The 26372-nt window shown below is 64.6% G+C and carries 18 protein-coding genes and 1 pseudogene; 12 read left to right on the forward strand and 7 right to left on the reverse strand.

From position 1 onward, the window contains the following. Positions 1-808 precede the first annotated feature (808 nt). The 12 genes from C3K08_RS07175 (at position 809) to C3K08_RS07235 (ending at position 20605) form a co-directional block, all read left to right on the forward strand. A complete protein-coding gene (locus tag C3K08_RS07175) occupies positions 809-1603 on the forward strand; it encodes a TnsA-like heteromeric transposase endonuclease subunit (RefSeq protein ID WP_104990681.1) in 795 nt (264 codons plus the stop codon). After that, on the forward strand, positions 1600-3822 hold the full coding sequence (locus C3K08_RS07180) for a DDE-type integrase/transposase/recombinase (RefSeq protein WP_104990682.1): 2223 nt from the start codon (positions 1600-1602) through the stop codon (positions 3820-3822). Before C3K08_RS07175 ends, C3K08_RS07180 begins: the two co-directional genes overlap by 4 nt. Next, entirely contained in the window at positions 3819-4880 is a 1062-nt protein-coding gene (locus C3K08_RS07185; protein WP_104990683.1) for a TniB family NTP-binding protein, read from the forward strand. Before C3K08_RS07180 ends, C3K08_RS07185 begins: the two co-directional genes overlap by 4 nt. Then, a complete protein-coding gene (locus tag C3K08_RS07190; protein ID WP_104990684.1) occupies positions 4877-6778 on the forward strand; it encodes a TniQ family protein in 1902 nt (633 codons plus the stop codon). Before C3K08_RS07185 ends, C3K08_RS07190 begins: the two co-directional genes overlap by 4 nt. 404 nt (positions 6779-7182) lie before the next feature. Further along, positions 7183-8277, forward strand: a complete 1095-nt coding sequence (locus tag C3K08_RS07200) for a DUF2726 domain-containing protein (RefSeq protein WP_104990686.1) — start codon at positions 7183-7185, stop codon at positions 8275-8277. A 17-nt stretch (positions 8278-8294) separates the two neighbouring features. Then, positions 8295-8627, forward strand: coding sequence for a hypothetical protein (locus C3K08_RS07205; protein WP_104990687.1), 333 nt, complete (start codon positions 8295-8297; stop codon positions 8625-8627). Positions 8628-10084: 1457 nt separating this feature from the next. After that, on the forward strand, positions 10085-11818 hold the full coding sequence (locus C3K08_RS07210; protein ID WP_234009002.1) for a TerB N-terminal domain-containing protein: 1734 nt from the start codon (positions 10085-10087) through the stop codon (positions 11816-11818). 9 nt (positions 11819-11827) lie between these two features. Then, positions 11828-13180, forward strand: coding sequence for an ATP-binding protein (locus tag C3K08_RS07215; RefSeq protein WP_104990689.1), 1353 nt, complete (start codon positions 11828-11830; stop codon positions 13178-13180). Between the two features lie 23 nt (positions 13181-13203). After that, positions 13204-15381, forward strand: coding sequence for a DEAD/DEAH box helicase (locus tag C3K08_RS07220; RefSeq protein ID WP_158679874.1), 2178 nt, complete (start codon positions 13204-13206; stop codon positions 15379-15381). 228 nt (positions 15382-15609) lie between these two features. Next, entirely contained in the window at positions 15610-17955 is a 2346-nt protein-coding gene (locus tag C3K08_RS07225) for a helicase HerA domain-containing protein (protein WP_104990691.1), read from the forward strand. Continuing rightward, on the forward strand, positions 17955-19403 hold the full coding sequence (locus C3K08_RS07230) for a DNA double-strand break repair nuclease NurA (RefSeq protein WP_104990692.1): 1449 nt from the start codon (positions 17955-17957) through the stop codon (positions 19401-19403). The genes C3K08_RS07225 and C3K08_RS07230 overlap by 1 nt, the downstream gene beginning before the upstream one ends. Continuing rightward, positions 19400-20605: a DNA methyltransferase gene (locus C3K08_RS07235; protein ID WP_199776889.1), complete on the forward strand. Its 1206-nt coding sequence runs from the start codon at positions 19400-19402 to the stop codon at positions 20603-20605. Before C3K08_RS07230 ends, C3K08_RS07235 begins: the two co-directional genes overlap by 4 nt. Positions 20606-20680: 75 nt before the next feature. Here C3K08_RS07235 and C3K08_RS18890 read toward each other — a convergent pair whose 3' ends face one another. The 7 genes and pseudogenes from C3K08_RS18890 to C3K08_RS07265 form a co-directional block, all read right to left on the reverse strand. Beyond that, entirely contained in the window at positions 20681-20878 is a 198-nt protein-coding gene (locus C3K08_RS18890) for a competence protein CoiA family protein (protein ID WP_158679941.1), read from the reverse strand. A gap of 256 nt (positions 20879-21134) precedes the next feature. Next, positions 21135-21779 carry a hypothetical protein gene (locus C3K08_RS07240; RefSeq protein WP_104990694.1) on the reverse strand — a complete coding sequence of 215 codons (645 nt, stop codon included), beginning with the start codon at positions 21777-21779 and terminating at the stop codon, positions 21135-21137. A 98-nt stretch (positions 21780-21877) separates the two neighbouring features. Next, positions 21878-22636 (reverse strand): IS21-like element helper ATPase IstB, encoded by a 759-nt coding sequence (istB, locus tag C3K08_RS07245; RefSeq protein WP_104989849.1) that lies wholly within the window; start codon positions 22634-22636, stop codon positions 21878-21880. A 7-nt stretch (positions 22637-22643) separates the two neighbouring features. Continuing rightward, positions 22644-24208 (reverse strand): annotated as a pseudogene (istA, locus tag C3K08_RS07250) (IS21 family transposase). 71 nt (positions 24209-24279) lie between these two features. Next, the gene (locus tag C3K08_RS07255; RefSeq protein ID WP_104990695.1) at positions 24280-24546 is read right to left on the reverse strand and encodes a hypothetical protein; all 267 of its coding nucleotides are present in this window, start codon (positions 24544-24546) and stop codon (positions 24280-24282) included. After that, positions 24543-24782 carry a hypothetical protein gene (locus C3K08_RS07260; protein WP_104990696.1) on the reverse strand — a complete coding sequence of 80 codons (240 nt, stop codon included), beginning with the start codon at positions 24780-24782 and terminating at the stop codon, positions 24543-24545. Before C3K08_RS07260 ends, C3K08_RS07255 begins: the two co-directional genes overlap by 4 nt. Positions 24783-24810: 28 nt before the next feature. Beyond that, positions 24811-25875 (reverse strand): IS4 family transposase, encoded by a 1065-nt coding sequence (locus C3K08_RS07265; RefSeq protein WP_104990697.1) that lies wholly within the window; start codon positions 25873-25875, stop codon positions 24811-24813. Positions 25876-26372: the final 497 nt, after the last annotated feature.

Here is a 26372-nt window from a genome sequence, read left to right on the forward strand (position 1 = left end):
GAGCGCACTGCGCGGGAAGCCCCCCCGCGAAAAAGGGTGACATGCTCAGCTGCACAGGGGTTGCTGACATAGGGCTGTATGCAGCCCGCGCAGCGCGTGCTGGACGCTGGGGGTGGTGACATGCTCGGCGTGGATTGACATAAATCTGTACAGCCCGTAGATAGTCGTCACCATTCGGATATACATGACACTAGACACTAGTCCTCAAGGCGCCCATTTGGGCGTCTATTCTCTTTCGAATTAGTCATATTTTTAATTTAGAGTACATCTGCTCTTATGTATAAGGCTCGAATATGTCAGCTTTACGCGCACCTGCTTAAGCTCAGAGGAGTCTGGAAGAGAGTGCAGACACAGATAAACGCTTAATTGACACCATTCGAAGGTATTTGTCACAAAATAAGACCCATTAGCATAGGATAAAGATGTCGGACAGCGGATCTCAAGAAGGTGCGCCAGTACATCAACTAATCAGAACGGCTGAGAAGAAAATCTTAATGCTGACATTCTGGTCATGTGCACCACTTCGCTACGATTGTCTATGCCCGACATTAGCGCGGCTCGCGTGAGCATTTCTGCCGGCTCAGGGCAGCCTTGGATCTTTTCGACACCATCCGGAGATGATTGACACTGGTCCCGCGGAGAATCCATTGCCATATTTTATGCCGACAACATAATATTAAGATTACATTTATTTGCAATCCATCCTGTCCTGTACGAAATAGATTTGTCCAAAAAAGCCTCCTAGAGCGCATTATTTGTAATAGAGGGCTTGCGCATCATAGCCTGGAAGCGTTCTCAGGAGGCCTAAATGGACGGTTGTCATGTCACTTACGTTCTTCGTAAAGGCCAGACCACTACCCGAACCTTCACCGAGCTGAGCGCCCTCGACCCCAACGACCTGCTCCCGCTCCGGCTCGACTTCGTCGGTGAGCCCGGGCAGAGGACCCGGACCGTCCGCGTTGCCACTCGCCCCACCAACTACCGGGGGCAGACCAGCATCGGCGGCACCTACTGGTTCACCCGCGCTGGGCGCCGCTTGCCGTACGCCAGCGGCCTCGAGCGCCTACGCCTGCAGTACGCTGACCTCGACCCCAGTACGCTCGGTGCGGCGACGCAACCGTTCGCGCTGGTCTTCGAGTATGGCGGTAAGAAGTATTGGCACCTCCCCGACCTGTTCTTGCGCCGCCGCGGTCAGCGCAAGCTGCTCGTCGACGTGCGCCCCCGTGCCTTGCAGGGTGACCCGCGCAGCCGACTTGCTTTCCAGACCACGCGCGAGGTCGCCGAGGCCGCTGGCCTGGAGTACGAGGTCTGGGGTGAACCCACCGCTGTCCAGGCCTACAATGTCCGCTTCCTCAGCGGCTTCCGCCGCCAGCCCTCGGGCTTCGAAGCTGCCGCTTCCGGGGTGCTGGCCCTCGCGCTCAGGGACACCCTTACCATCACCGAGCTGGAGGCCGCGTGTGCCACGCCGCGCCACTTTGTCCGGCCCACCCTGTTCCACCTAATGTGGCGCGGTGAGCTCCGCTTCGACCTCGACCGACCCCTAAGCAACCAGACCGAGGTGCTCCCCGGTCCCCTCGCGCCCCGCCGCGTGGTGACCTCGTGACCCGCGCAGCCACCGTCGATATAGGCACCCGCCTGCGCTACGCCGGGCGAGACTGGACGATTGTCGCGCAGCCGGCCCTCAACATCGGGCTGCGCGACGACCAGGGACTGGAGATCACGGCGACCTGGGGCTCGATCCTTCAAGCCCCCGACTACGCGGTGCTGGGCTTGGAGGAGAATCCACCGCATCCCTACCATGTGATGTTTGCCTCGCTGCCCCAGGAGGTGCGCGACCGGGCCCTGGTACTTGAGCGCCACGTCTTGGAGGTGCTCATCGGCGCGCAGGAGCGGGGCGGGCCGATCAACCCACATTACGACCCGGGTGCCCTCTCTCAGAATGAGCGCATCCGCCGCAAGGTCGAGGAACTCAGGGGAGAGAACCGCGACTCGAAAGTCAGTGACCGCCAGGTCAAGCGTTGGCTGTCAGCTTACCAGCAGAGCGGACAGTCCGCGTTCGGTCTCGTTGATCGCCGCCACCTGCGAGTCCGGGAGAGCCATTCCGAGGCCGACCGCGTAGTCATGCGCGCGATTGATGAGGTGCAGGCCGACCTGCGGGGCCGCTCGGACGTCTCGCTGAACGAGATCCGGCGGCTCACCCGCAACAAGCTAGAAGCTGGGAATCAGCTCGCTGAGAGCGAGGAGGACAAGGTTCCGGACAGGGTTCGCATGCCAGCCCGCACCAAATTCTCAGAACTCGTCCGGGTGGTGGCACCCACACTGTTCAAAAGCGCCCGGCAGCGCGATAGCATCCTCGCCAACCTGAAGAAGCGCCCCTTTGGGCGCGCGACCGCCGATCGCCCGGGGCAGGTCATCTTGCTTGATTACACTCGGTTCGATCTGCGGGCGATCAGTGAGGTCGATGGCAGCGAGCTGAACTTGCGGCTGCTGATCGCCCAAGACCTCTACAGCCGCGCCATCGTGGGCTGGGACCTCGTCGAGGTCGAGCCCCGGGGCGTCGATGCCACGCGCCTAGTCATCGGCATCCTCTTCCCAAAACTCTGGCACCCCGCCTGGCCCGAGACCTCGAGGTGGCGCTACACCGGGGTTCCGCAGGAAATCATCGTGACGGAATTCGGCCTTCCAGACGGCACCGAGCTGGCCGGACCACCCCCGCTGCTGCCTGAGCAGCTAGTGATCGACGGCGGGAAAATCTTCATCGGCCAGCATCTCCACGCCGTCGCCGACGAGTTCGGCTTAGACTTCCGCTATGCCCGGCCCTACAAGGGGAGCGACAAGGCGCACGTTGAGGTCCTATTCCGGACCATCCGCGTACGCTTCGCCGAGGGCCTGCGCGGCTACGTAGGGCCCAACATCCAGCACCGCGGGAAGAAGGTCCGGGGCTACCACACCCGCGGCGAGTTGATGCGCCTAGTGGGCGAAATGATTACCTCCGAGTACAACGAGCGCTGCCACGACGCCCTCTATGACCCGGACCGACCCAAGGTCAAGATCAGCCCCAACCGGATGCTCGACCTGGGGCTGTCGATGCAGGGCCTGTTCACCGTGCCGCGCTCGCGGAACGCCTACTACCTGGCGCTGCGCCCTGTGAAGGTCAGGCGCATCAAGGAGAACGGCGTCCACCTTGAGTACCGACGCTATGACGGCCCGGAGCTCAACCCCTACCGCGGAGGCCGCTCCCCGTTTACCCACCTGAAGGGAGAGTGGATCTTTCTGATCGACGACCGCGACCCGTCGTACATCTTCTTCCAGGACCCCCTGGAAGACGGGAATTTCTTTCCCATCCCGTGGGTGGACGCCGACCACTTGGCCCGGCCCTTCCAGGACGTGCTGAAGTCCGGGGCCTGGGAATCCCACGCCGAGAACGGGTTCGAGAACCACGCGGAGATCGATGCCCGGCGCGACGCGCGGCGCAACCGCTACGACGCGCTGATGGCAGAGCAGGACCGCCAGGGCCGTGCCGAGGCGGTGAAGCGGCTGCTGAAATTTAATGACAAGTCCGGGGGCGGCAAGCTGGATCGCGCCGACCGCAACACGCTGGCGCGTGAGAACGCCGCACAGCAGGGGCGCGAGGCGCTGCTGGGAACCGAGGCGCCCCCGCCCCTGGAGCCTGTGCCTGGACCGGGCATCGCCCCGGGAGCGCTGGACGACCTGCCGTTCGACGTCGACGAGGACAACGTCGAGATCCGGACCCTGGACTTCGATGATGACCTCGAGGACGACGATCTCGCCGAAGTCGAGGACTCCGAGGAGGACGTATGAGTGATCACCCCGATCAACACGGCCTGCCGAAGGGTGACAACAGCATCCAGACCCGCGAGGACTGGGAGGCCTACTGCGCACATAAAATTCCCCCTCGTCCGGAGCTCCTCACCCACGAGGCCTACGCGGGGCTGAGCGAGGAGGCGCGCGAGGACTACGACCTCGCGCGCGATGCCTGGCACAGTGACTTCGGCGTGGGGTCCACCCCGGCCATGACGCTGGCCCTTGAGCGCTTCCGACTGGTCGCGCGGCTGAACGCGAACAGCAACGACCCTGTCAAGGCGCACCTGGCGCTCACTGGTCCGCCCACCCAGGGGAAGACCACCATCATTCGCCACCTGGGCCGCGACTTTGAGCGGCGGCTGCGCCAGCGGCAGAAGAAGCAGGGCATCGCGCTGAGCAGGAACGCCCGGATCTGCCCCGTGGTGCATTACTCGCTGGATTCAGAGAGCACGACGCGCAGCCTGAACACCGGCATCCTGCATTACCTGGGTGTCATGCTCTCGGACACGCGGGCCTACAACAACGCTCAGCTTTCGCAAGCCACCGCCCAGGCGCTCAAGCGCTACCAAGTGCAATTGCTGATCCTCGATGACGTGCACCTGCTAAAAGACAACGCCGCAGCGATCCGCAACTACCTGAAGGCGCTCACCAGCAAGGCGCCCATCATGCTGCTGCTCGCAGGTATCGATCTCGACAAGACGGACCTCTTCGAGGAAACCAAGGACAAGACCGGCGTGAAGGCTGGGCAGACTGGCGGCCGCACCGGCCTGATCAAGGTCACCCGCTTTACCAAGGGCGGCAAGGCGTGGCGGAGTCTGATCGGCTGGATCGAGGATCAACTGGTGCTGATGGACCATCAACCCGGCAGCCTGGTACGCCTGCAAAGCTACCTCTGGAACCGCTCGCAGGGGAGCATCGGCTCGTTGATGACCCTGCTGCGCCTGGGCGCCCTGTCGGTCACGGGTGCGGCCCGCGAGTGCATCGACAAGAGGGTGCTGGACGGCATCAAGATCGATCATAATGCCGAGAAGCACGGCAACCGGGAGGAGGAGTGAACCGACTTCACCTGGGCCACCTCTCGGTGGGCCGCGAGCTGGGCCTGCGCTGCGACCCCATCCCTGGAGAGAGCTTTCCAAGCTACGCCGAACGCCTGTGCCTCTGCCAGCCTCCGTCGACGGAGGCATCGGTCAATCTCCTGCTCGCCCGCACGGGCCTCGTCCCAGCCGAGCATCATAAGGCACGGTTGTATGGCTATGGCACCGCGCTCTCGCCAGAGCATTTAGAGCGCTTCGCCCGGGTGACCGGCAACAGCGAGAAGGTCATTGGCGCGACCCTCCTCACCCACTATGCCGGTGTCTGCCTCACCCTGCCCGACGTGACCTCCGCAGATCCCGACTTCGCGCGGGCGCTGGCCCACGGCAACTGGGTCTACGGCGCTGGTACGCACGTGGGTCCCTGCTGCCTCGCCGCGCCGTGGGCAGACGCGCCTGACGGAGTGGAACACGACGGCCTGCAGCGTGCCTGGATGCTGCGCTGGAAGCTGCCGTGGGTCTTCCTGTGCCCTGAGCACGAGCGCTTTCTGCTTGGCGTGTGCCCGCGCTGCGGTCAGCGCCCAGGCAACCACCGAAACGACTTGGGCGCGATGCCGCGCTTCTCGAGCCTGCCGCCCCGCGCCGGAGTGTGTATGAATCCCCGTGCCCCTGGTGAGCGCGGCGCGGGCCGGGACTCTCTGCCCTGCGGCTACGACTTGACCAAGGCCCCGGTGACCCGGGTCAGCCAGGTGCGTTTGCTTGAGACCCAGTGCACGCTCGACCGGATACTGGCGGGGCAGACCCCGGAAGTCGATGGGCACCCTATCGCGCCACTGGAAGTCTTCGAGCACCTGCGGTCATTGGTAAGCCTGGCGCTGCACGTCGCGCGCGCAGACGATCTCGGTCCCCTGCAACCGGAGGTGGAGGCGGCCTTCGAGCGCCACACGCGAAAGCGGGAGGCGGCGCGGGGGAACAAGACCCCCGGGCGCAAGGGTACCCCGGTCCACCCCTACAAGGCTGCACCAACCGACCCGCTGCTGATGGCCGCGACTCTGCCGCTGGCGATGGACATCCTGATGGCCCCCGGTCGAGCAGAGCGCGAGGCGCGGATCGCGGGGCTGGCCGCACGGGTCCGGGAGGTCAAGCGCGGACAGGCCTGGCAACTCGCGGAGTATTTCCACTTCACAGGCCCGGTGTTGGAGGCGTATGGGGCCCAGCTCACCGCGAACGCGCAGACCCCCCGCCGATTAGGTCGCCACGCCCATAACCGCAAGCCATACAGTTGCACCGCCGATCACATTCCCCCCCAGCTCTGGCCCGAGATCTATCGCGAGCGCTTCGCGCACTTTTTCGTGGCCAGCGACACATGGACGGACAAGAAGATTGGCCTGCTGGAGACCTCGGCCCGGCGCTTTATCTCGATGATGCTCGCGCAGGTCGTGGCCTCCCTGGATCGCGTGGGAGCCGCGCAGGCCCTGGGGCTGCCTCCCTCCCACGCGGCTGGCCTGTACAACAAGGCCATGGGCATTGTGCGCGCTGGCGGCCACCTGGAGGCATTCGACGCGGCCCTGGTGGCCCTTGCAGAGGAGCTGTCCGCGCGGGAGCACCGGGTGAACTACAAGGCCCGGCGCCAAGCGCTGGCCGGGTTCTGTGAGGTGACCCCGGAGCAGTGGGCCAGCATGCGCGTCACCCGGGGCACCGGGTCGGCCGCCCAGCGCCGGGGGGCCGCGGCCTGGATCTGGTCATCCCTGGTCCTGCTAGATCCCCTGGATTCGCCGGCGCTCACAACGAAAGACCATCGGGAACGGGCGGCCAGAATCGCTGGGTACGCCCGATTCCGCCAGGTCTACCTAGAGGTGCTCCGGCCTGACCTGGATGAGCTCGCGCATCAAGTGTTGGCTCAGGCGATGCGACCCGCTTGAGTCCCGGGGAACAGGACTTCCTCTCATTGCCCCCGCTTGCGTTCGCAAGGATGATCCCTCGTTCTCATTTCAGGTGACATGATGGCAGAGCCCGTCCCACGCAGACTGACCCACCAGGCGCGCGAGATCTCACAAGAGATCGTCCGGATCGAAAGTCCGGGGGCATGCGTCCCCACAAGGCGTCTCGGCCACGCGCTTGGGCTGCAACGCCAGAGCCTATGGATGTACTTGGTGAGCCTGCAGCGGAAGCAAGCGATGCGGTCTGAGACCGAGGAACGCTATGCGGCCGCGCTTGGCTTGAGGAAGGCAGGGCAGCTGCTGGGAACTGAGCTGGCGGCGCATGACTTGCGCTTCCCGATCCTGAGCGAGGTCACCGCTGGCACAGTGGAAATGGGGAATAGCTCATGACTTCGCGGCCGGGAGCGGTCTGGGATCGGCTGGCCTTCCGTCCGGCGGTGCACCCCGTGGTGCGCTACGGGGAACTCGAGCCCCCGGACCGCACCCTGCTGCTTGCCATGGAAGCCCAGGGAGGGGCCTCGGACGGGGTGGGCCTGGCCCGGGTCCTGGCGGTGCCGGCGGTGGACCTTCACCCCCGGCTGAGGGCTCTCGCGGCCCTGGGCCTGATTCAGGAGGCGGCGGGCCGCTGGGCGATGGTCCCGGAGCTGCGTGACCGCGTGCAGCGCGACCTGGGCGCGTCGGTGGGGGCGCGGGTGGTGCTGAGATGTGACCAGACGGTGCGGTGCCCAGAGCCCAACGTCGGCGAGCGGGTGCTGCGCTCACTCTGCCGCGAGGTCTTCGCGCCCCATGTGGTGCGGCCCTGGGTGCCGCTGCGCCAGGTGCTCGACGTGCAGGTCATGAACACCCTGCTCGACGAGCCGGACCGCGCCTTTCTCGCCAACCGCAGCGTCCAGGTCGACGTGTTGGTGGAGGACCTGGAGACCGGGCGGGCCCTGCTGGCCGTGGAACTCGATGGGCCGCAGCATGAGCGCAGCCCGCAACTGGAGCGCGACGCGCGCAAGGACCGCATTCTGCGGGTGTCTGGCCTGCCGCTGCTGCGGCTGTGGACCTGCGAGGCCGATCCGCCCGGGGAGGAGCTGCTGCGCGCCCTGCTGGGCTGGCGGCTGCGCGGGGCGCTGCGGGACCCCCGCTTTCTGGCCGCGTGTCCCGCGGCGCTGCGGGAGGTGCTGGAGCGGTGCCTGGCACCGGCCGGAGAGGAGTTCCACACCCTGAGCTCCGTCCTGGGCGAGGAGCTGCTGACCTCCCTGCTGGGGGAAGGCCCGGGCGCGCCGGCGCGCGAGGCGACCCTGACCGAGATCGTGGCGGGGCTGCGCGCCACGCACAGCGACGAGGGCATCCGCCAGTGGTTCGAGCGGGCCCGCTACACGCTGCGTGGGGAGTGCCCGCGCGACATCCTGCGGGGCGAGTGGTCTCCCGGGGACGCGCGGGTCCGGCGGGTCTGCCGGCTCGCCGCGGCGGGTGGGAGCTTCTTCGCGACCTGACCGATCAGGAGGACGACATGACGCAGAACTTTGCGCCTACCCCGGGCACGCCGGCGGTCTACACCCTGGACCTGGATTCTTTCGCCACCGGGGAGGGACGGCTCATTCAGGTACTGGTCACCGTGGCCAGCAACGAGGCGGAGGCGCAGGGGCGCTTCTGGGAGACCTTCTGGGCCGGACAGCCGGGCGCCGCAGAGCATTTCCGCCTAGGCCTGAGGGTGCACCGCGGCATCGACCGCGAACGCCTGGCGCGTCACTTCACGCCGGAGTTCCTGGACCGCCTCGAGAAGATCTCCCGGGCGGCGGGGGCGCTGAGCCTCTCTCTGGGCTGGTCGTTCAACCTGAGCTGAGTGGGCGGCACCCCGGCCGAAGACCTACCGCCGGAAGCCCTTCGTGCCACTGGTGTCGAGACGGCAAAGGGCGCACAACTCTGCGGCGTCTCGGTCGCTGAGTGCACCCCCCTCGCCCAGTAGGGGGAGATACACCAATTGCTCACCCTCCCCCTGAACCTGAAAGCGCACTGCATGGCGGTAGGTGTCGATCTCCTGCAGGTGCAGCAGCTGCGGGGCGGTCCAAGTCTGTTGACCTGCAGACACCGCTCGACGCCATACCACTCGATCAGCTGGACCTGCAGGTAGGCAAAGCCGGTGCCCGGCTGGCCCGCCTGCTCTATGACGTTGCGGATGCGCGCGGCCTTGATGTCGCGACAGATATTCTTCTCTCCACCGGCGTGAGTCTTTTCCGACCAGTTGACCAGGATCAAGCTGCGGTCCGGCGCTTCGGTGGGTAATTCTCGCACCAAAGATCTGCGTCCTTTTCTGGGTCCTCGGTCCATAGAATGGTCGGACAGCGAAGGAGGGGCATGGGGCTGCGAGAATTCATCCGGGCACTTCTGTTCGGTGAGCAGGAAGACAAGAGTTTGGCACCGCCGGGAACGCCAGTCGACCAGGCGCCACCACAGGCGCGTACCGGTCGCCATTGGCACAGTCCTGTGACGGCTGAGCCTACCTTTGCCGTGATTGAACTGGAAGGCCCCAAGACGCCTGCAGGACGCGCCTCGCAGGGCGCCGAGCATGTTCTGCACCCGGTCGCCTCACCGGCCACCCACCGCCCCGTTCCACCTCGCCCCACTGCTGTAAGAGGAGTTCCCGCCGCTCCCACGAACGCGTCTTCTGCGGTCCAAAGAGAAAGTGTCCAGCCGGCGGCGAGCGCATCTCTACCATTCCGTCCTTTACCCCCCGCTGGAGCCTCCCCATCAGGGGCGTCCAGCCAGCCGCAGAGCGGAGCGGGCAACTTCGGCGTCCCGAATCCCCCGCGTCCGGCACCGTTCCGGCCGGTTCTCACCGGAGCGGCCACGGCACCGGTGGTGCCGAGTTCACCTCCACTTCCAGCTCGTCCGGCTGTCTGGTCGCCAGCGCCGGTCCCTTCCAAATCCATGGACCCGCGACCCGGAGCGCGCGAAGAACTCCTGGGGATGCTGGAGACGCGGCGTCAGCAGGTGGAAGCCACAGCGTCGTTCCAGGCCGCACTGGCCGACCCCTTTGAAGACCTGTGCTTGGCCTTGCAGGACAGCCTGGAAAAGCTGGCACGACACCCGCTGGAGGGGACCGAACTTCAAGAAATCTCCCTCGACCTGCGGCCCCCCCACTCGGAGTCCTTCCTAACCGGTGTGCCGCTGATCGCTCCTGAAGCACCCGCAGCCACAGATGGGATAGCTCTCCCCTCCCTGCCTCGGCAGGCGCGTTGGGAAAGACTGCAGCGCGACCGGGCTTACCGGGGTTCATTCCTGGAAGAGGCGCGTCGCCGGGTGAACGAGACGCGCAAGCGGGCGCAGCCTGTGCCGCTTCAAGCGTACTGGACGAACTACCACGTTCTGGATCACGCTCAGGAGAACTGGTATTTCTTCTGGCGTGCGCGCTTTCGCGCGGGGGAAGCCCTCCCCACCGACCTGAGCTACCTCTTCCTCCACGCCTACGAAGTCCTGCATGGTGTGGGCTTTCACTCACCAGACGCGGCCTTCGGGCACCTGCGCCGGCTGTGGCACAGCTACCGCGGGGCCCATCCCAGGCTGGACGACTACCTGCGGGCCTGGCTGACCGACTTCGTCCATTATTACGAACTCGACGACCAGACGGCTCAGGCCTGGTTGGAAGAGGCCCGGGCGCACGGCCGGGCCGATCTGACGGCCACCACCTGGGAAGACCGGGCGAACCTGATCATCCAGAGCTGGCTGGAAGGCGACGACCGCGACCATGTTCCCGAGGAGATGTTCCGCCAGCTCATCACCTACATACCGGGCAGCAACAAGTTCTACCGAGAGGCCCAGGACAAGGCGGTGCTCGACGCCCTGTTCGGCCGTGCGATCGCCCTCACCGACGACTTCTACTGCCAGACAACTGGCAAGTCGGTGTTCGAGCGGCTGGGTCCCAAAAAGGCGGCCCAGATCAAGAGGCAGGCCTTCGTGGGAGCCGTGTTCGAGGGCCCTGCTTTGTCCTACACGGTTGGCACGGTGCGGCGCTACCGCCGGGATGGGAAGCTCTCCAAGCTGCTCACCCAGGCAGTCCGGTACGCCGAGAACCTTGCCCGCAAGGAGGCCGGCTTCAAGGCTTTGCTGCGCGACATCGATCTGCCGGCGGAGTTGAAGGCCCACCTCGATGCCCACCTGATCCCCGAACTGGGCACCCTCCGCACGTCGAAGGCCCAGCCGCCTCCTGCCCCGGAGCGCCCCAGGGTGCAGCTGGACCCCAGCCGCCTGGCAGCCTTGCAGCAGGAATCCGAGGAGATTCGGGAGCGCCTGCTGGAAGGAAGCGCCACCGAGGAGACCCCGGAGGGGGCCGCAGTGCCTGCGCCGCCCCTTCCCGAAGTCCAGACAGTGGTTCCCGCTGGGCCACCGTCTGTCATGCCGGCCCCATCCCACCACCCGCCGCTCCCCGCCGACTTGCCGGAGGGGCACCTCACCGAGGTGGCCGGGGTCGCCGAGGTGCTAAGCGCCGCCTCGGAGGCTGGGCGCGATCTGCTGCGGCAACTGCGGAGCCACGGCTGGGAACTCGCCGAGCACGACCTGCGCCTGCCGCCGGGGACCTTCGCCAGCACCCTGGTCGACGAGGTGAATGAGGCGGCGCAACAGAGGCTGGGCGATGTGCTGCTGGTGCAGGAGGATGGTCTTCTGATCGCCGTGGAAGACTACCGGGACGAGCTGGAGTTCTTGCTGTCCTCACCTGAGCAGACGGCGGCCGCGTCCGCTCCGGCACCTCTCCCCGAGGGGCCCTGGCAGGCGCTCGCCGAGGTGCTCCCGCCCCTGCACTTGGAGCTCCTGGGTCACCTGCTGCAGGCCGACCTGACGGTTCCGGAGTTGGAAGCCTTCACTGCCACCCGTCATGCCCTCGCCTCAGCTGTCCTGGAAGACCTCAACGCGCACGCCCTCGACACCGTCGGCGACATCCTCATCGACCCCTATGGCGATCCCCTGGCCTTAGAAGACGCTTACCGCGAAGACGTGCGGCGGGTGCTGCAGGCGCAGGGCCTCATCCGCCCGGAGTAACCCACCCCCATGACCAACCCACCTGCTGTTCCCAAGCGCATCACCACCGCCCTCTTCAGCTCCCTCGGCGCAGGCGTCGTGCCCCGCACCGGCATCGAGCACATCGTTGTGGGCCGCAAGCCCGAGATTGAGGCCCTGCTGGGCGACCTAGCGAACGTCGCCGAAGGCGGCACCGGGTTCCGGGTCATCTCCGGGCGCTACGGCGCTGGCAAGAGCTTCTTGCTGCAATTGCTGCGCAACTACGCGATGAACCGCAACTTCGTGGTCGCCGACGCGGACCTCAGCCCGGAGCGCCGCCTCACGGGCGGGCGTGGGCAGGGCCTGGCCACCTACCGGGAACTGGCGCGTAACCTCTCTACCCGCGTTCGGCCGGACGGGGGCGCGCTGCCCGCCATGCTGGAAAAGTGGATCAGCGGCGTGCAGGGGCAAGTGGTCGCGGGCGGGACTGCCCCAAGTGATCCAGCATTCGGAAGTGCCGTCGAGGCGCGCATCCACGAGGCGGTGAACGAGCTCGAAGGGCTGGTGCATGGCTTCGATTTCGCAAGCGTGATCAGCGCCTACTGGCGTGGGCATCAGCTTGGGAACGACGAGCTCAAGAACGCGGCGCTGAAGTGGCTGCGCGGCGAGTACTCCACCAAGACCGAGGCGCGCGAGGCACTGGGGGTGCGCGTCATCATCGACGACGATACCTGGTACGACTACGTCAAGCTGCTCGCGCAGTTCGTCAAGACCATCGGCTACGCGGGATTGGTTGTCGTGATTGACGAGGCGGTCAACCTCTACAAGATCACCCAGAGTGTCTCGCGGAACGCGAATTACGAAAAGCTCCTGACCATGCTCAATGACACGCTGCAGGGACGCGCGCAGCATCTGCAGCTCCTGGTAGGCGCGACGCCGCAGCTGGTCGAGGACACCCGCCGGGGCCTGTTCTCCTATGACGCCCTGCGCACCCGGCTTGAGCAGAGCCGCTTTGCCCGGAGCGGCCTGCAGGATTACGCCGGCCCGGTGCTGCGGTTGGAGACGCTGACGGGGGAGGAGGTGTTCACGCTGCTGACCACCCTGCGGCGTCTGCACGCCCTACACCACGGGTACACCCCGACCATCAGCGACGACGAGCTGGTGGAGTTCATGAACGAGGTGCTGGGCCGTCTGGGGGCCGAGGGCTTCCTGACCCCCCGGGACGTCACCCGCGATTTCGTCAGCGTCCTCAACCTGCTGCGACAGAACCCTGATCAGACCTTCCTGGGGCTCGTGAAAGGTCCGGACTTCGTCCCGTCAAAGACGGACGTGCTCGCCGAAGTGCAGCGTGAGGATCAGGTGCCGGTGCCCGAGAGCGCTGAGTTCGCTGCCTTCGACCTGTGACCCCGGCGGACCCCTTCACGCGCTTGGCGCCGTTCATCCAGGAGTACATCTGGCGGCAGGGCTGGACCGAGATCCGGGCGGTGCAGGCGGCGGCCTGCGTTGCGCTGCTGGACAGCAACGACCACGTGCTGATTGCCAGCGGCACCGCGAGCGGCAAGACGGAGGCCGCCTTTCTTCCGATCCTCACCTCGTTGCATGAGGACCCGCCGCAAAGTATCGGGGCGCTGTACATCGGGCCGCTGAAGGCGCTGATCAACGATCAGTTCTATCGCCTGGGCGGCCTGCTCGAAGAGTCGGGCATTCCTGTGGGCGCCTGGCACGGCGATATCAGCGCCAACGAGAAGAAGAAGACAGTCGCCCGAGCGCGCGGCATCCTCCAGATCACGCCCGAGTCCTTGGAAGGGCTGTTCCTTCGGCGCGGCACGATTCTGGGGCAGCTCTTCCGCGACCTGCGCTTTGTGGTGATCGACGAAGTGCACGCCTTTATGGCTGACGAGCGCGGTCGCCAGGTGCTGTGCTTGCTGGAACGGCTGGAGCGCGTCACCCGCGTCACCCCGCGTCGGGTCGGGCTCTCGGCCACCCTGGGGGACTTCTCGCTGGCGCAGGCGTGGCTGGCTGGAAAGACGGGGCAGCCGGTGCGGGTGGTGAACGACGCCGGGGCGAAAAGACGTCTGCACCTCGCGTTGGAACACTTCCCGGTGCATGAGGCGCAAGGTAGCGAGGACTTCGGCCCGCTGGATGAGGCTCCCGGGCTGTACCACCACCTCTACGAGCGCACGCTGGGGCGCAAGAGTCTGGTGTTCCGCAACAGCCGTCAGGCGGTTGAGGAGACCGCAGTGGCCCTGCGCTCGCTCGCCGAGGCTCAGGGCTCGACCGACATCTACCACGTGCACCACGGCAGCGTCGCTGCCGCTTACCGCGAGGATGCCGAGCGGGCGATGCGTGAGGAGGGCCGAGCGGCCTGCACCGTGGCAACCGTGACCCTGGAACTGGGCATTGACCTGGGGCAACTCGAGCGGGTGCTGCAGGTGGACCCCCCGCCTACGGTGTCGAGCTTCGTGCAGCGTCTGGGGCGGACTGGGCGACGGGGTGGCGCCGGCGAGATGATCTTCTACACGCTGGAGCGCGGGCACACCGATCAGGACCCACCCCACCGGCGCCTGCCCTGGACGCTGCTGCAGTCCATTGCCACGGTGCAGCTGTACCTCGAAGAGCGCTGGGTGGAGCCGACCCGCCAGCCCCAGTTGCCCTTCAGCCTACTGGTGCACCAGACGCTCGGCGCGCTGGAGCAGTACGGGGAACTGGCCCCGCGTGATCTTGCGGCCCGGGTCCTCACTCTGAGCCCCTTCCAGCACGTCACCCAGGAGCAGTACCGCACCCTCTTGCAGGGGCTGCTGGCCTCCGACCACCTGCAGCGCACCGACGAGGGGGGGCTGCTCATTGGCCTTGCGGGCGAGAAGCTGGTCCAAGACTGGCACTTCTTCGCGGTCTTCCCGGATGTGCCAGAGTACGCCGTCTTCAATGGGGCCAGTGAGATCGGGACGCTGAGCAGCGCTCCTGAAGTGGGAACGGTGATTTCCCTGGTCGGGCGGGCCTGGCGGGTGACTGACGTGGACGAGAAGCGCCGGCAGGTGTTCGTGCGGAAGGAACGCGGAAGGAATACCAGCGCTTGGGCCGGCGGTGGCGGGGAAATTCACGACCGTGTCGTCCAGAAGATGCGCGAGGTCCTGGTCGCGGATACGGATTACTCCTACCTGCAGCCGGCGGCGCGCGTCAGGCTGGGGGAGGCCCGCGCCCTGGCGCGCACCTCAGGGCTCCTAGAAGGGCCGGTGCATGCCCTGAGCGAGCGCAGCCTGCTGCTGCTCCCCTGGCGCGGCACCCGGGTGCACGACACGATCCTGGCGGTGCTGTCCCGGCTGACCCCTGGAGGCGCCCAGAGCGATACACCATACTCGCTGATCGTGGCGGGGAGTCCAGAGGACCTGGCCCGGCAGGTGGCGGCCCTGCCTGCGGAAGATGAGGTGAGGGCGCATCTGCGCGAAGCGTTCCTCGCAGGTCCCCACCCGCAAGGGCCAGGGAAATTCGACGCCCTGGTGCCTCAGGAGCTGCTCGCGGATGCCCACGTCACCGATCGCTTGAACTTAGCCACGGCGCTGGGGGACCTGCGTGAGCTGGCTGGGGCCGCACCCCAGAACGCCTGAACTCAGCACCAGGAGTATGGCGACACGGCGAGCACCAGTTCAAGCCTGCCGCGTCGCCGCTGTTTGTGGGCCCGGGAAGCTTTCGGAGCTCGCCCCTGGGACAAAGCACTTTGGCTCCAATCCATAAATCTGCCAACGGACCGAGGAACCCGCCGATAGACTTTCCTCAAGCCCGGCGCAATCAGCACTCTTGACTTCGTCATCGTCGCGCCTTGAAGGAGCAAGCTCATGAACAGTCCCCTTGCGACCATCCAGGAACACCACCACGAGAAGCAGGCCGAGCAGAAAAGGGCCCTCGCGGCCAAGATGTTCAACGGTCTGATCCAGGCCGACCGCTACGTCGGAGAAGTCTTTTCTGTGGGCTTCAATGAGTTCATCGTGCAGGTACATGACAGCTTTCGGCGTGAAGTGGGTGGGATTCCGCAGGGGGCTTTCCTGATCGCAACCCGCGTCTCGCCGGGCGTCAAGAATCTCTCTATTGATGCCGAAGACAGCGAGATTGTCCTGTTACGTGTGATGGCTCCGACCACTCTGCCGCGCGATGGAGAACGGCAAGATCAGCGGGCAGACGCGGTGGCGCGGGCCATGCAAGGGGACTCCGCCTGGGAGACGGAGGTCGACGAATACACCCACAACAACCTCTCCTTTAGCGGCCTGCGGTGCCGCGTGCTGGGCACCCTCTACATTGAGGAAAATGCTGAGGCGCCAGGCGGGCTCCAGTTGCGCCTGGGCACCGACATCGACAACTTCTACTCGGGCCGGGGAATGAAGATCTACAAGCCCTCAGCAGACGCGCTCAAGCAACTGGTCAACTACCGTGACCCCGAGTTCCGCAGTGACCACCCACTGGGGGACCACACGGTCACGATCGCCAGCCTGCGGTACGGCAGCACGCGGCGCAACCTGAGCAGCGACAGCGTGGACATCAGCATCACCCCTGCGGACCTGATCGGCCAGAAGACGGCGCTCTTTGGCATGACGCGCACCGGCAAGTCGAACACCACCAAGATCATCGCGCAGGCCATTTACGAACTCCGGAGGACTCCGGTGCCTCCTGATCCCGCTGATACGCCGGAGCAGGCGCACGCGCGCGCGAACAGCAACCGCATTGGCCAGTTGATCTTCGATCCGCAGGGTGAGTATGCCAACGAGAACGTCCAAGACGGCGGACGCAACAATCCCAACGCCCTGAAGAACATTTATAGCCACCTGGGACTTCCGCGCGAGACTGAGGTGGCCACCTACGGCTTGCTGCCGCACTCCCGCGACTCCCACCGACAGCTGATGAAGATCAACGTGTACGGTCAGCCGCTTCGCCCCGCCCAGCTGCTCGCGCTTCAGCGCGCGAAAGGCGAAGCGGCTGAGGCTGCTCAACGTGCCGCCAGCGAAGCTTTTGCCGAGGACGTTCACACGCTTTTGCTGGGCAAGCAGCTGTTCAACGAACTCCTGACCGGCATCGACTCCATCTACATCCGCAACTTCGTGGCCACGGACCTGACCCCGCCTGATCTGAGCGCTTTGCCCGAGAAGGATGCGTACGGCCAGGCAGTGCGATACAACCGCCACTTGCTGGTATACCGCGCGCTGCTTGCCGGCGGTGGCCTCGAGGCACCGTTCCTGCCAGACGTTGCCGGCCTGTTTTCCAAGGACCTACGCGAAGTGCTGAGCACCCCCTATGAGCCCGAGGAGGCTGCCTCGGGGGGGCGTGGACGCGCACGGCGCAACCCGGAGATGCGCGACGCGGCCACTCAGACGGAGTTCGAGCAAGCCGCCGAACTGCTCGGGAAAGCGCAGCCGAGCTGGGATGACGTCATTACAGTCTGCAAGGCGCTCGCCAAGCTGATCGGCCGGCCCGAGTTCGCCGAATTTGACCGGAATTACCGGGCGACGCACGATGGTCGCTCGTGGTCGGATGCCACCCTGGCGAACTTGCTGGGCATGTTCTCCTACGCCAACGGCCCCAAGCTCTCCTCGCGCCTGAAGCCCAACCACGAGGCCAAGCTCACCACCGACTACGCCCAGAGCATCTACGCCGACCTGTTGGCCGGCAAGCTGGTCATCATCGACCAATCGCTCGGCGGTGCGACAAGCAATCAGGTCGTGGCCAACAAGGTGATCGAGAAAATCCTGCAAAGTCACGTCGAGGTCTTTGGTCAGGGGGAGACCCCGCACCCGATCATGATCTTCGTTGAGGAGGCCCACAACCTGCTGCCCAAAAAGACCGCGGACGGGGAGGTCAACATCTGGGCCAGACTGGCCAAAGAGGGGGCGAAGCTGAACCTCGCTCTGGTCTACGCCACGCAGGAAGTCAGCGCGCTGCAGAGCAACATCCTCAAGAACACCTCGAACTGGTTCATCGCGCACCTGAACAACAGCGAGGAGATTCGGGAAATCAGCAAATATTACGATTTTGAGGACTTCGCCGACTCCATCCAGCGCGCACCCAACAAGGGCTTCATCCGGATGCGGACGCGAACCAACGTCTTCACGATCCCAGTGCAGTTGCGCAAGTTCGACCTGGCCACCAGCAGTGCGCCCAGCGCCACTGTTGCACCCGCGCCCGGAGGGAACTGATGCCCCACGAAGGCGAACGGGCGGGGGTCACCACCAGCCTCAAGCGCCTGCTCAGCAGCGATGAGGCCCAGAAGCTCAAGGCCCGGCTGCAGAACCGGGCTCCAAGCGAGCCACCTGCAGAGGCCAGCGGCATCATTGTGGAGCGGCCCGACCCCTCCAAGTTGCCGCGCTTCGTCATCGCCATTGACGGCTCCCAGGGGGCAGTTCAAATCGAGGAGGGATTTCCTGGGGCTGAAGTGGGGGTCGTGACGGTCGCCAGCGTCATGATCGACCTTCACAAGTTGCGCGAAGCCCGGGTAGGCGGGATTCCCGATCCCCGAAAGTTCCGCAACCTGCACGAGCCGCATGGCATCGAGGTGTTCCTGCCCTCCACCAACATGGTTCTGGATGCTTGCGGTGACGCCCGCGAAAGCTACCGCAACGAATTCTTCCGCGTCCTTGGCGAAAAGCGCCTCGCTGAAGACGGCGAGAGCCTGCTCGAGACGTACGAGGCCCTACTGGTGGCCCGCGCCGACACGGGGGCAGACAAGCTCGCCTGCCCTCTGCTGGAGAGTTGCACCGAGCCTAAGGCGGGGCACAAGTACCACCAGGCCCTGGGCACCTACACCTGCGCCTGCGGCAAGAAAGTACTGTTTTCCACTGACGCCCTGCGTATCCACGAGAGCTTCATGGACGCGGGCAGCAACCAGACGGTCATCACGGAAAGTCGCAGTGTCGTCGAGCACCTCGTCCTGGTCAATTACCTGCGCTACTTCGAGAAAAAGAAGATGTGGGGTAGCATTGAGGACGTGGCCTTTGTGATGGACGGGCCTCTGGCGGTCAGCGGCCACCCCGCCTGGCTGGCCATGAGCATCAAAAAGGAGCTTCAGCGACTCGCAGAAGCCAGCCGGAAGGCGGCGGGCGTGACGCCCATCATCTTCGGCATTGAGAAGACCGGCATGTTCCAGGAACATCTCAAGCTGCTGGATCAGCGGGTTCAGAAGAAGACGCGCAGCCCAGACCAGCGGCCCGATCCACGTAAGCTGGCTCAGAAGGGCTTTCTGGAGCCAGGACGGGTCATCTTGGTCAACGACGGCTATACCAAGAAGCACATCATCTTCAAGTACGAGCCTCCAGATGTTGATCCGGATCTCTATAAAGCCTACGGCGCCACCAGTCATTATGGACGAAAGGTTCTTTACAAAACGGCGTCAGGCGCCCTCATCACTGCGATGCCAGCCTTTTTGAAGGCTGGCGACGACGATATGAAAGCCGAGGCGTGTCTGGATCAGTTCAACAGCCTGGGAGCCATCCTTTCGCTGCTGGATGCGCTGGTTTCGAATGCATTCCGGGATGCTACGATTCCCCTCGTGGTTGCACACGCTGAGGCCTCGCTCCCCGCACGCGCCAATGAGAGCGTCCTCAAGCGCTTTTTCCTCGAACATCAGAAAGCGGCGGACCCATCGTGACCCCGACGCTTTCTGCTGAACCTGACCCAGCCGCCGCGCCCTCGTCAGCGGCTGCCTATCCACTGTTGCCGGCGCCCAAAGCCAACTCAGCCACGGTGGAATCGCGCTGGATTCGCCTAGGGCCCTGGTATGCCATGTTCCCGCTGGACTTTGCCTATGAGATGATTCAGCGCTACACCGGTCCAGGCGACCGGGTCCTGGATCCCTTTATGGGGCGGGGCACCACCCTCGCCGCAGCCAGCGCTTTGGGGCGTATCGGCTTAGGCAGTGAGATCAACCCCGTCGCGTGGGTATACGCGTCCACCAAGCTCCATCCTGCGCCGAGGGAAGCAGTGCTGGCCCGTCTCCAACAGCTCCTCGAGTTCACCCCGACCTTCCAGTTGGAGCACGTGACCGACCTCCCAGATGTGGTTCCTGAGTTCTTTGACTGGGCCTTCCATCCCGAAGTCCTGAAGTTCCTACTTGTGGCTCGGGAACATTTGGACTGGCAAGAAGACGTGGTAGACCGCACCTTAATGGCCTTGATGTTGCTCGATCTTCACGGCAACGACGAGAAGTCCTTTTCGAACCAGATGCGGCAGACCAAGAGCATGAGCCCGGAGTACTCGGTCGCCTGGTGGCGCAAGAAAGCTCTCCGGCCTCGCAACAAGGACGTCGGTGAAATGATGCGCCGCAAGATCGAGTGGCGGTACAAGTTCGGCGTCATTGAAGGCGACCGCAAGACCCGCGCACTCCTGGGAGACTCGACCCAGACGCTCAAAAGGCTACGGCCCCGGGAGCATCAAAAGCATCAGTTGCTGCTGACCTCCCCGCCCTACTACGGTCTGGTCAACTACAACCGGGATCAGTGGATCCGACGCTGGTTGCTTGGCGGGCCATGGTCCAATACCACTCGGGGCTCCCACAAGCACGAGCGTGCTTTCGCCCATCAGGAGGACTACCGGCAGTTATTGCTTGACGTCTTCGCGATCTCAAGGCGGCTGCTAAATCCGAACGCGACGGTCGTCGTGCGGACCGATGCACGGAAGTTCACGTTGGAGACCACCAAAAGCGTGTTGCTCGAAGTCTTTCCCGAATGGACCATGCGGGAGAATGCCAGCCCATTCAAAGACCCAACGCAGACTCGGCTGTTCGGCGACACGCAGTCCAAGCCTGGCGAGGTGGATTTGATTCTCACCCGTGCGGCCGCGCCGCGTCTGTAGAAATCAATAGTGCCAGCGCTTTGTGCTGGTCCAACCTCCTCTGCTGCGGTGTTGAAAAATCGGCGGCTCTCGAAGCTAGTCATGGATCCCGTCATATTTGAAGCGCTGGCAGACCCGGCGGATCAGAAAGGGGCGCTCGCGCTGGGTGAGGGTCTCGGCGAGCCGCATCTTGGCGGCCAGGTGTATGACACTCTCGCCCGCGCAGGTGCTCTCGGGTTGATGGGAGAAGTGCGCCGCAACTGGCCGGCCACGGCGTAGGTGCGCGCCGCGCAGCGAGACCGGTTCCTGGTACTACAAGCAGGAGAAGGGCCCCATGCCCGCGCACGTCTCCGGATCCGCCAGCATCCCAGCGGCGTCAATGGCGTAAGGGACGGCGCGGGGCATGGCTGAAGCGTATGTGGGAGGGAGGAGGATCCAGTCTTCCTGACAGCGTTGGGGGGTGTTCCTTTCTCCCGCCGGCGCGCCAGGCGCCGCTGAGTGGGCTGCTGGCGACTGGATCAAGGTCTGCTTTCAGCTGCGCCCTGGCTGTTCACGCCAGCAGTTCGTCTTCCAGCATGACGGCTTCCGGGACATTCTCTAGGTCAGCGGTCTCCGCGGTGTACAGGTACTGCACGTTGAGCGTGATCATCTCGCTGCGCCGCAACAGGAACACGTCGCCTTCGATGGAGTAATACCGCGAGTCGAGCGATGCGTCGGAGTGGTACTCGGTGCCGGCTGGCCGGTCCGCAGCCAGGGGGCGCCGCACCGTCTCTTCCAGCATGACCGTATCGAGCTCACCCGCTGCGGTCAGGAGCCAGTCAATCACCAGGCCACGTACCAGGACCGGGCCATCTTTGTGCTTCATGTCCACCACCGCCGTGAGGTAGATGCTGGGCTCGATTACCACGCCATCGAACTCTGCGGCGTTGGTCTCTCGGTCAAGCAGATCGTGCCAGTCGTTGTTCAGACTGATCCAGCGTGCCAGGAAGCCGGACCGGGCGCTGCGGTGTGCCCAGGTGCCCAGGATGGCCCCCAAGGCGCACACCACACCGAAGTAGCCCAGATAGACAAAGGGGCGACTGCTCAGGTCTTGAATGACTGTGGTCAGCAGGACCGAGTCTTTCCCGAAATTGCCCAGCAGGAGCGAGAGCACCACATCGAACCGTGGCGCGAGGCCCACCTGTGAGGCGAGCATGCGTATGCTGGCCAATCCGGCACCCGCTGCTGGAGTTATCCGGCCTCCAGGAATGGAGTTATCCGGCACCCTCCCAGCCAACGGACGAGCTGTCCCCATTATGAAAGGCTGACCGTCTCCGGGGTCAACTTCCTGCTCTTCTTTCTGAGGCTTTCTCCCCGAAGTTCGATCCGGTAGGCGTGATGCAGGACGCGATCCAAGATCGCGTCCGCCAGCGTGGGATCTCCCAGATTCGCGTGCCAGGCCGGGGTCGGGAACTGACTGGTAATGATCGTCGAAGCCCGTTCATAGCGGTCATCCAGAATCTCCAGCAAAATCCTTCGACCTTCCGCTGTGGGCACATCCAGCCCCCAGTCATCCAGAATCAGGACGTTCACCCTGGCGATGCTCGCCAGGAGCTTCAGATACCGTCCATCCCCTTTCGCCAGGGTCAGTTCCTGCAACAGTCGCCCGGTTTGCGCATACAACGCCGTGAAGCCCTGACGGCAAGCCTGGTGCGCCAGGGCACACCCGATGAACGTCTTCCCGACGCCCGTGGGGCCGGTGATGATGACCCCCCTTTTTTCGGCGAGCCACTGACCCTGGGCCAGTGAACGCAGCAACCGGGCATCCAGCCCCCTCGGGTGTTTCACATCCACCTCTTCCAGGCTCGCATTGACCTTCAAACGCGCCGCCGTCAGGCGGCGCTGCAAGCCCCGGGTATCCCGGCAGGCCCGCTCACGGTCGACCAGCAAGGTGAGTCGTTCCTCGAAGCTCAGCTCGCGGAGACCAGGTTGTTCCTGTTGTTCTTGCAAAGCGAGCGCCATGCCATCGAGCTTCAGGGCGCGCAACTGTTGAATCACCGGATGGGGCAACATGTCAACCTCAATTCAGGGTGCGCTCGGCACCCGGTTCGTCGATCTCTGCGAAGTACCCAGGACCACGCAGATTGCTGTGGTCGGCTACAGGGAGTGCGGTGGGGGCATCGGGGAGTGGCGCTTCGTCCAGACGGTGCTTCAGGATGGATTTCACGCTCTGCAAGCTGTGCGCTTGCAGAGCCAACGCCCGCCGACAGGCCGCTTCCAGCCGCTCCCCGTACTCGCGGTGCAGGCGAAGCAGACCCGTCACGACGCGCTTTCTCTGTTCAGGATGTTGATCTCCGTCGAAGATGGCGCGCACCAGGGTCGTCGTGGCCTCCCCAATCTGCTGAGCCTGACCCAGGAGTTGGTCCGGACCCACCTCTCGGTAGTACCGGTGGTGGGCGGGCATGTGGTCCGGCACCGTGGTCTGTTGCCGGGCCGACGTCAGCGCGTCGGGGACCCGGTGATGAACCGCGATCCGTACGCCTGAACGGTAGATCTCGATCAACCGCGCGGTGAGTCGCAGATCCACCCGGGTCTTGACGTGGTGATGGGGCACGCTGTACGCGTGCCCCTGGACGACGACGTGGTAGTCCAGACCGACCGTGGCGTGCTTCCACTCGGCCACCTCGAAGGGCTGGGCGGGCAAGGGGCGCAGCAGGGGTTGATCCAGGGTTTCGAACTCACTGCGGCGACTGCCTGGCCTCTTCTGAAAGGGTTGCCCATTGAGGGTGTTCAGCAGTTCCCAGACCGCTTCGTTCGCCTCGGACAGGCTGAAGAACACCCGGTCGCGCAGCGGGGCGAGAATGCGGCGTTCCACGATCTGCACGTGCACTTCCACCAGGGCCTTGTCTTTGGGTTTGCGGACCCGGGCAGGGATGACGGCGACGTCGTAGTGCTGTGCGAATTCCTGATAGGTGCGGTTCAGCTCGGGTTCGTAGCGGCTGGCGTGGGTCACGCCAGCCTTGAGGTTGTCCGGGACGATGATCTCGGGCACTCCACCGAAGAAGTCCAGCGCCCGGACATGCGACGCGATCCAATCGTGAATGCCCTGGGTTCGGGTCACTTCGGCGTAGGTGTAGTCGCTGGCACCCAGGGTGGCCACGAACACCTGGCCAGCCTGGACGACCCCATTCCTCGGGTCGGTCAAGGGCAACGTCAGTCCGGCGTAGTCGACGAAGAGCTTCTCACCTGCCCGGTGGGTCTGGCGCATGGTCAGGCCCGTTGTGGCCTTCCACTTCCGGTAATTCTCGTTGAAGGTTGCGTATTGCCAGCCGTCCGGATGGTGCCGACGGTACTCTTCCCACAGCAGTTGACGAGTGACGCCTTTGCGCCGCAGTTCCCGGTCAATGGCGGCCCAGTCGGGCTGGTGGGTGACACTGACGGCAGCCTGCTCACGGGTACGAAAGAGCAGCACTTCGAGCTGGACATCGTCCAGCTCTGGGGGAGAGGCCAGCTCAGCCCCGCTTGCTGAGCGCGTGCGACGTAATCCTGCACGGTGCTGCGGGCGAGTTGGACGCTTTGTCCAATGAGGCGGTCACTGAGCTTCAGTTCCAGTTTCAACCGCAAGACTTCCCTGATTTTTCGCATGGACGCTCGCTTTCTGGTCATCCTGCAAGGATGACCAGGGGAGTCTCGTCCGCGACCGGAGGGTGCCGGAATCAACCAGCGCAGGGTGCCGGATTAGACCAGCGGAAGGTGCCGGATAACTCCAGCGACCCCCGCCGGATTACGCCAGCGTACGCAGCGAGCAGACCGACCCCGGTGTGCAGGGCAGCACTGAAAAGGGTGAGCCAGCCCAGGTCTGCCGCGACCTGCTGAGCGGTGACAGGGCTGCGCCGGTAGGTGCCACGCAACATCGCGTAGCGAAAAAGGAACCCTGGCAGAAGCACCAGGGTCAGAAGCAGCACAGGAAAGGCGATGTTCACCGGACGGCAACCCTCTTCTTGGGCTTGATCTCTGTCTTGGAGTTGTTCCTGGCTTCCTGCTTGAAGCGCAGGCCTTGACCGCCAGCGCGGGTAAAGATGACGACGGAGGTGCCGTCAGCCGTCTTGGCCTGCGCCAACCCATCGCGGCTCATGGCAGCTCTGTGCACGGCAAAGCCCCCATCTGGCGTGTCAATCACGCGCCGCATCAGCGCGCTGATTTTGGACTTGCGAGCCATAAAGCACCTCCTGGTGTGTGCATGCTGACTACCCTTCAAAACGCGGCATGAGAGTCGTCAGGGTACGCCAGGACGACGGGGACGGGTGCAGCAGCAGGTCTTGGAGATGGTCGAGGCCAAGCCGGAACACGGACACCGCACGGTGTCCGTGTTTCTTGATCTGTACGTCCTTCTTGTTTGCCAGCAGCTCCCCAGTCACGCAGGCCCAGATGAACGCCACGCTGACCACCGTCAATAGGGTGGACACCCGCTCCGCGCGGGTCAGGCCCGTGTCCTCCAAGTTGAAGCCCCTGGTTTTCAAGGCAGAGTGCAGATTCTCTGCCTGCCAGCGCCCTGCGTATCGTCGAAGATTTGGCCCCACGTGACCCCGGTACGCGAGGTAAAGCGTTTCTCCAGCCGCATTCTTCGTCGCGGCGACGCGAAGCGATACCCCGTAGATCAGGGTCTGGCGCCGCCAGACCCTGACTTCACCGACCTGGAGCTTCTTGAAGACGGCCCACACGGGCAGACGGTGTTGGCCGATGGTGGCGCGTGCCGGGAGTCGAATACAGGGCGCGATGCCATGTTGATCGAGGAAGCGGAACCAGTGCTGCCCAATAAACTCGCGGTCGGCCAGGAGGCACCGGACCGGCCGATCTGGGCAGAGGGTCAGGAAGCGCGCCACGAGTGATTCCCTGGTTCGGGAATCACTCGCCCCACCATGTGGGAGCAGCGTCCACATCAGGGGCAGACTGAACCCATTCCAGACTGCAGAGAGCAGCAGGATGTTCACGTCCTGCTGGCCGAATCTCCAGTTCGTCCGGTCTAAGATCAGGTCCAAGGGACCCTCTGGCAGGAAGGAAAGGGCGAAGCGGGGAAAGAGACCCTCCGGAAAGGAAAACTGGACGAAGCGACACAGCCGCTGGTAGCGGGCCGTGAGCGTGCCTGGCAACGTGACGTGGGTTTTGAGGCTGTACAGGACCACCGTACGAGCCTGGATGACCGCCAGGACCAAGGCCGTGAAGACGACCAGGCGGCGGGCATCAAGAGGAAAGGCAGACCGCAGGGCAGTCTGCAAGGTATCGTGGGGGGGTCGGCTCCCAGGGGTTTTCATCGCAGAAACACCGTACAGGAGCCGACTTTCTGCTGCCCGTCACCCGTTTTGAAGAGTAGTCAGGTGTGCATGATCCCGTGTCCTGGAAGCGGTTGCAACTGGTCTGGCTGATGGGACGTTCACTTGGTACCCGGGGGAACTGGGATCCCAAGTCCCCGTGCTTCATCCATGCACCATCCTTGACCCTGTTCTCCGCGGGTCACTGCGGGCGCTCCGGCGTGGGTGTGGAGCCTCTCCTGAACTCCGACATCGGCGCGGCGCCCCCTGCGGTCACTCTCGGTGAGGCGCTCTCGTGGGCCCAGCTTCAACGCCGTTGGCGCGGGCGTGGGCCATGACCCGCTTCCCGCGCGGTCAGGGCCGACGATGCGGGGACACCTCCAGGCGCTGGCGCTTCAGCGCGTGCTTGGTGGGAGGACTGAGTCTCGGCGAAAAAGGAGGACATGCTGAGCTGCGATAGACCAACTGACATGCAGTTCTATACAGTCACGTCAGGCCGC

It is taken from the genome of Deinococcus sp. NW-56 (assembly GCF_002953415.1).
In the GTDB taxonomy this organism is placed as follows: domain Bacteria; phylum Deinococcota; class Deinococci; order Deinococcales; family Deinococcaceae; genus Deinococcus.

Excerpts from the sequence above, each read along its gene's own strand:
- C3K08_RS07175 (WP_104990681.1), top strand. The coding sequence starts at position 809 with ATGGACGGTTGTCATGTCACTTACGTTCTTCGTAAAGGCCAGACCACT.
- C3K08_RS07185 (WP_104990683.1), top strand. The coding sequence starts at position 3,819 with ATGAGTGATCACCCCGATCAACACGGCCTGCCGAAGGGTGACAACAGC.
- C3K08_RS07200 (WP_104990686.1), top strand. The coding sequence starts at position 7,183 with ATGACTTCGCGGCCGGGAGCGGTCTGGGATCGGCTGGCCTTCCGTCCG.
- C3K08_RS07205 (WP_104990687.1), top strand. The coding sequence starts at position 8,295 with ATGACGCAGAACTTTGCGCCTACCCCGGGCACGCCGGCGGTCTACACC.
- C3K08_RS07215 (WP_104990689.1), top strand. The coding sequence starts at position 11,828 with ATGACCAACCCACCTGCTGTTCCCAAGCGCATCACCACCGCCCTCTTC.
- C3K08_RS07225 (WP_104990691.1), top strand. The coding sequence starts at position 15,610 with ATGAACAGTCCCCTTGCGACCATCCAGGAACACCACCACGAGAAGCAG.
- C3K08_RS07230 (WP_104990692.1), top strand. The coding sequence starts at position 17,955 with ATGCCCCACGAAGGCGAACGGGCGGGGGTCACCACCAGCCTCAAGCGC.
- C3K08_RS07240 (WP_104990694.1), bottom strand. The coding sequence starts at position 21,779 with ATGCTCGCCTCACAGGTGGGCCTCGCGCCACGGTTCGATGTGGTGCTC.
- istB (WP_104989849.1), bottom strand. The coding sequence starts at position 22,636 with ATGTTGCCCCATCCGGTGATTCAACAGTTGCGCGCCCTGAAGCTCGAT.
- C3K08_RS07260 (WP_104990696.1), bottom strand. The coding sequence starts at position 24,782 with ATGGCTCGCAAGTCCAAAATCAGCGCGCTGATGCGGCGCGTGATTGAC.
- C3K08_RS07265 (WP_104990697.1), bottom strand. The coding sequence starts at position 25,875 with ATGAAAACCCCTGGGAGCCGACCCCCCCACGATACCTTGCAGACTGCC.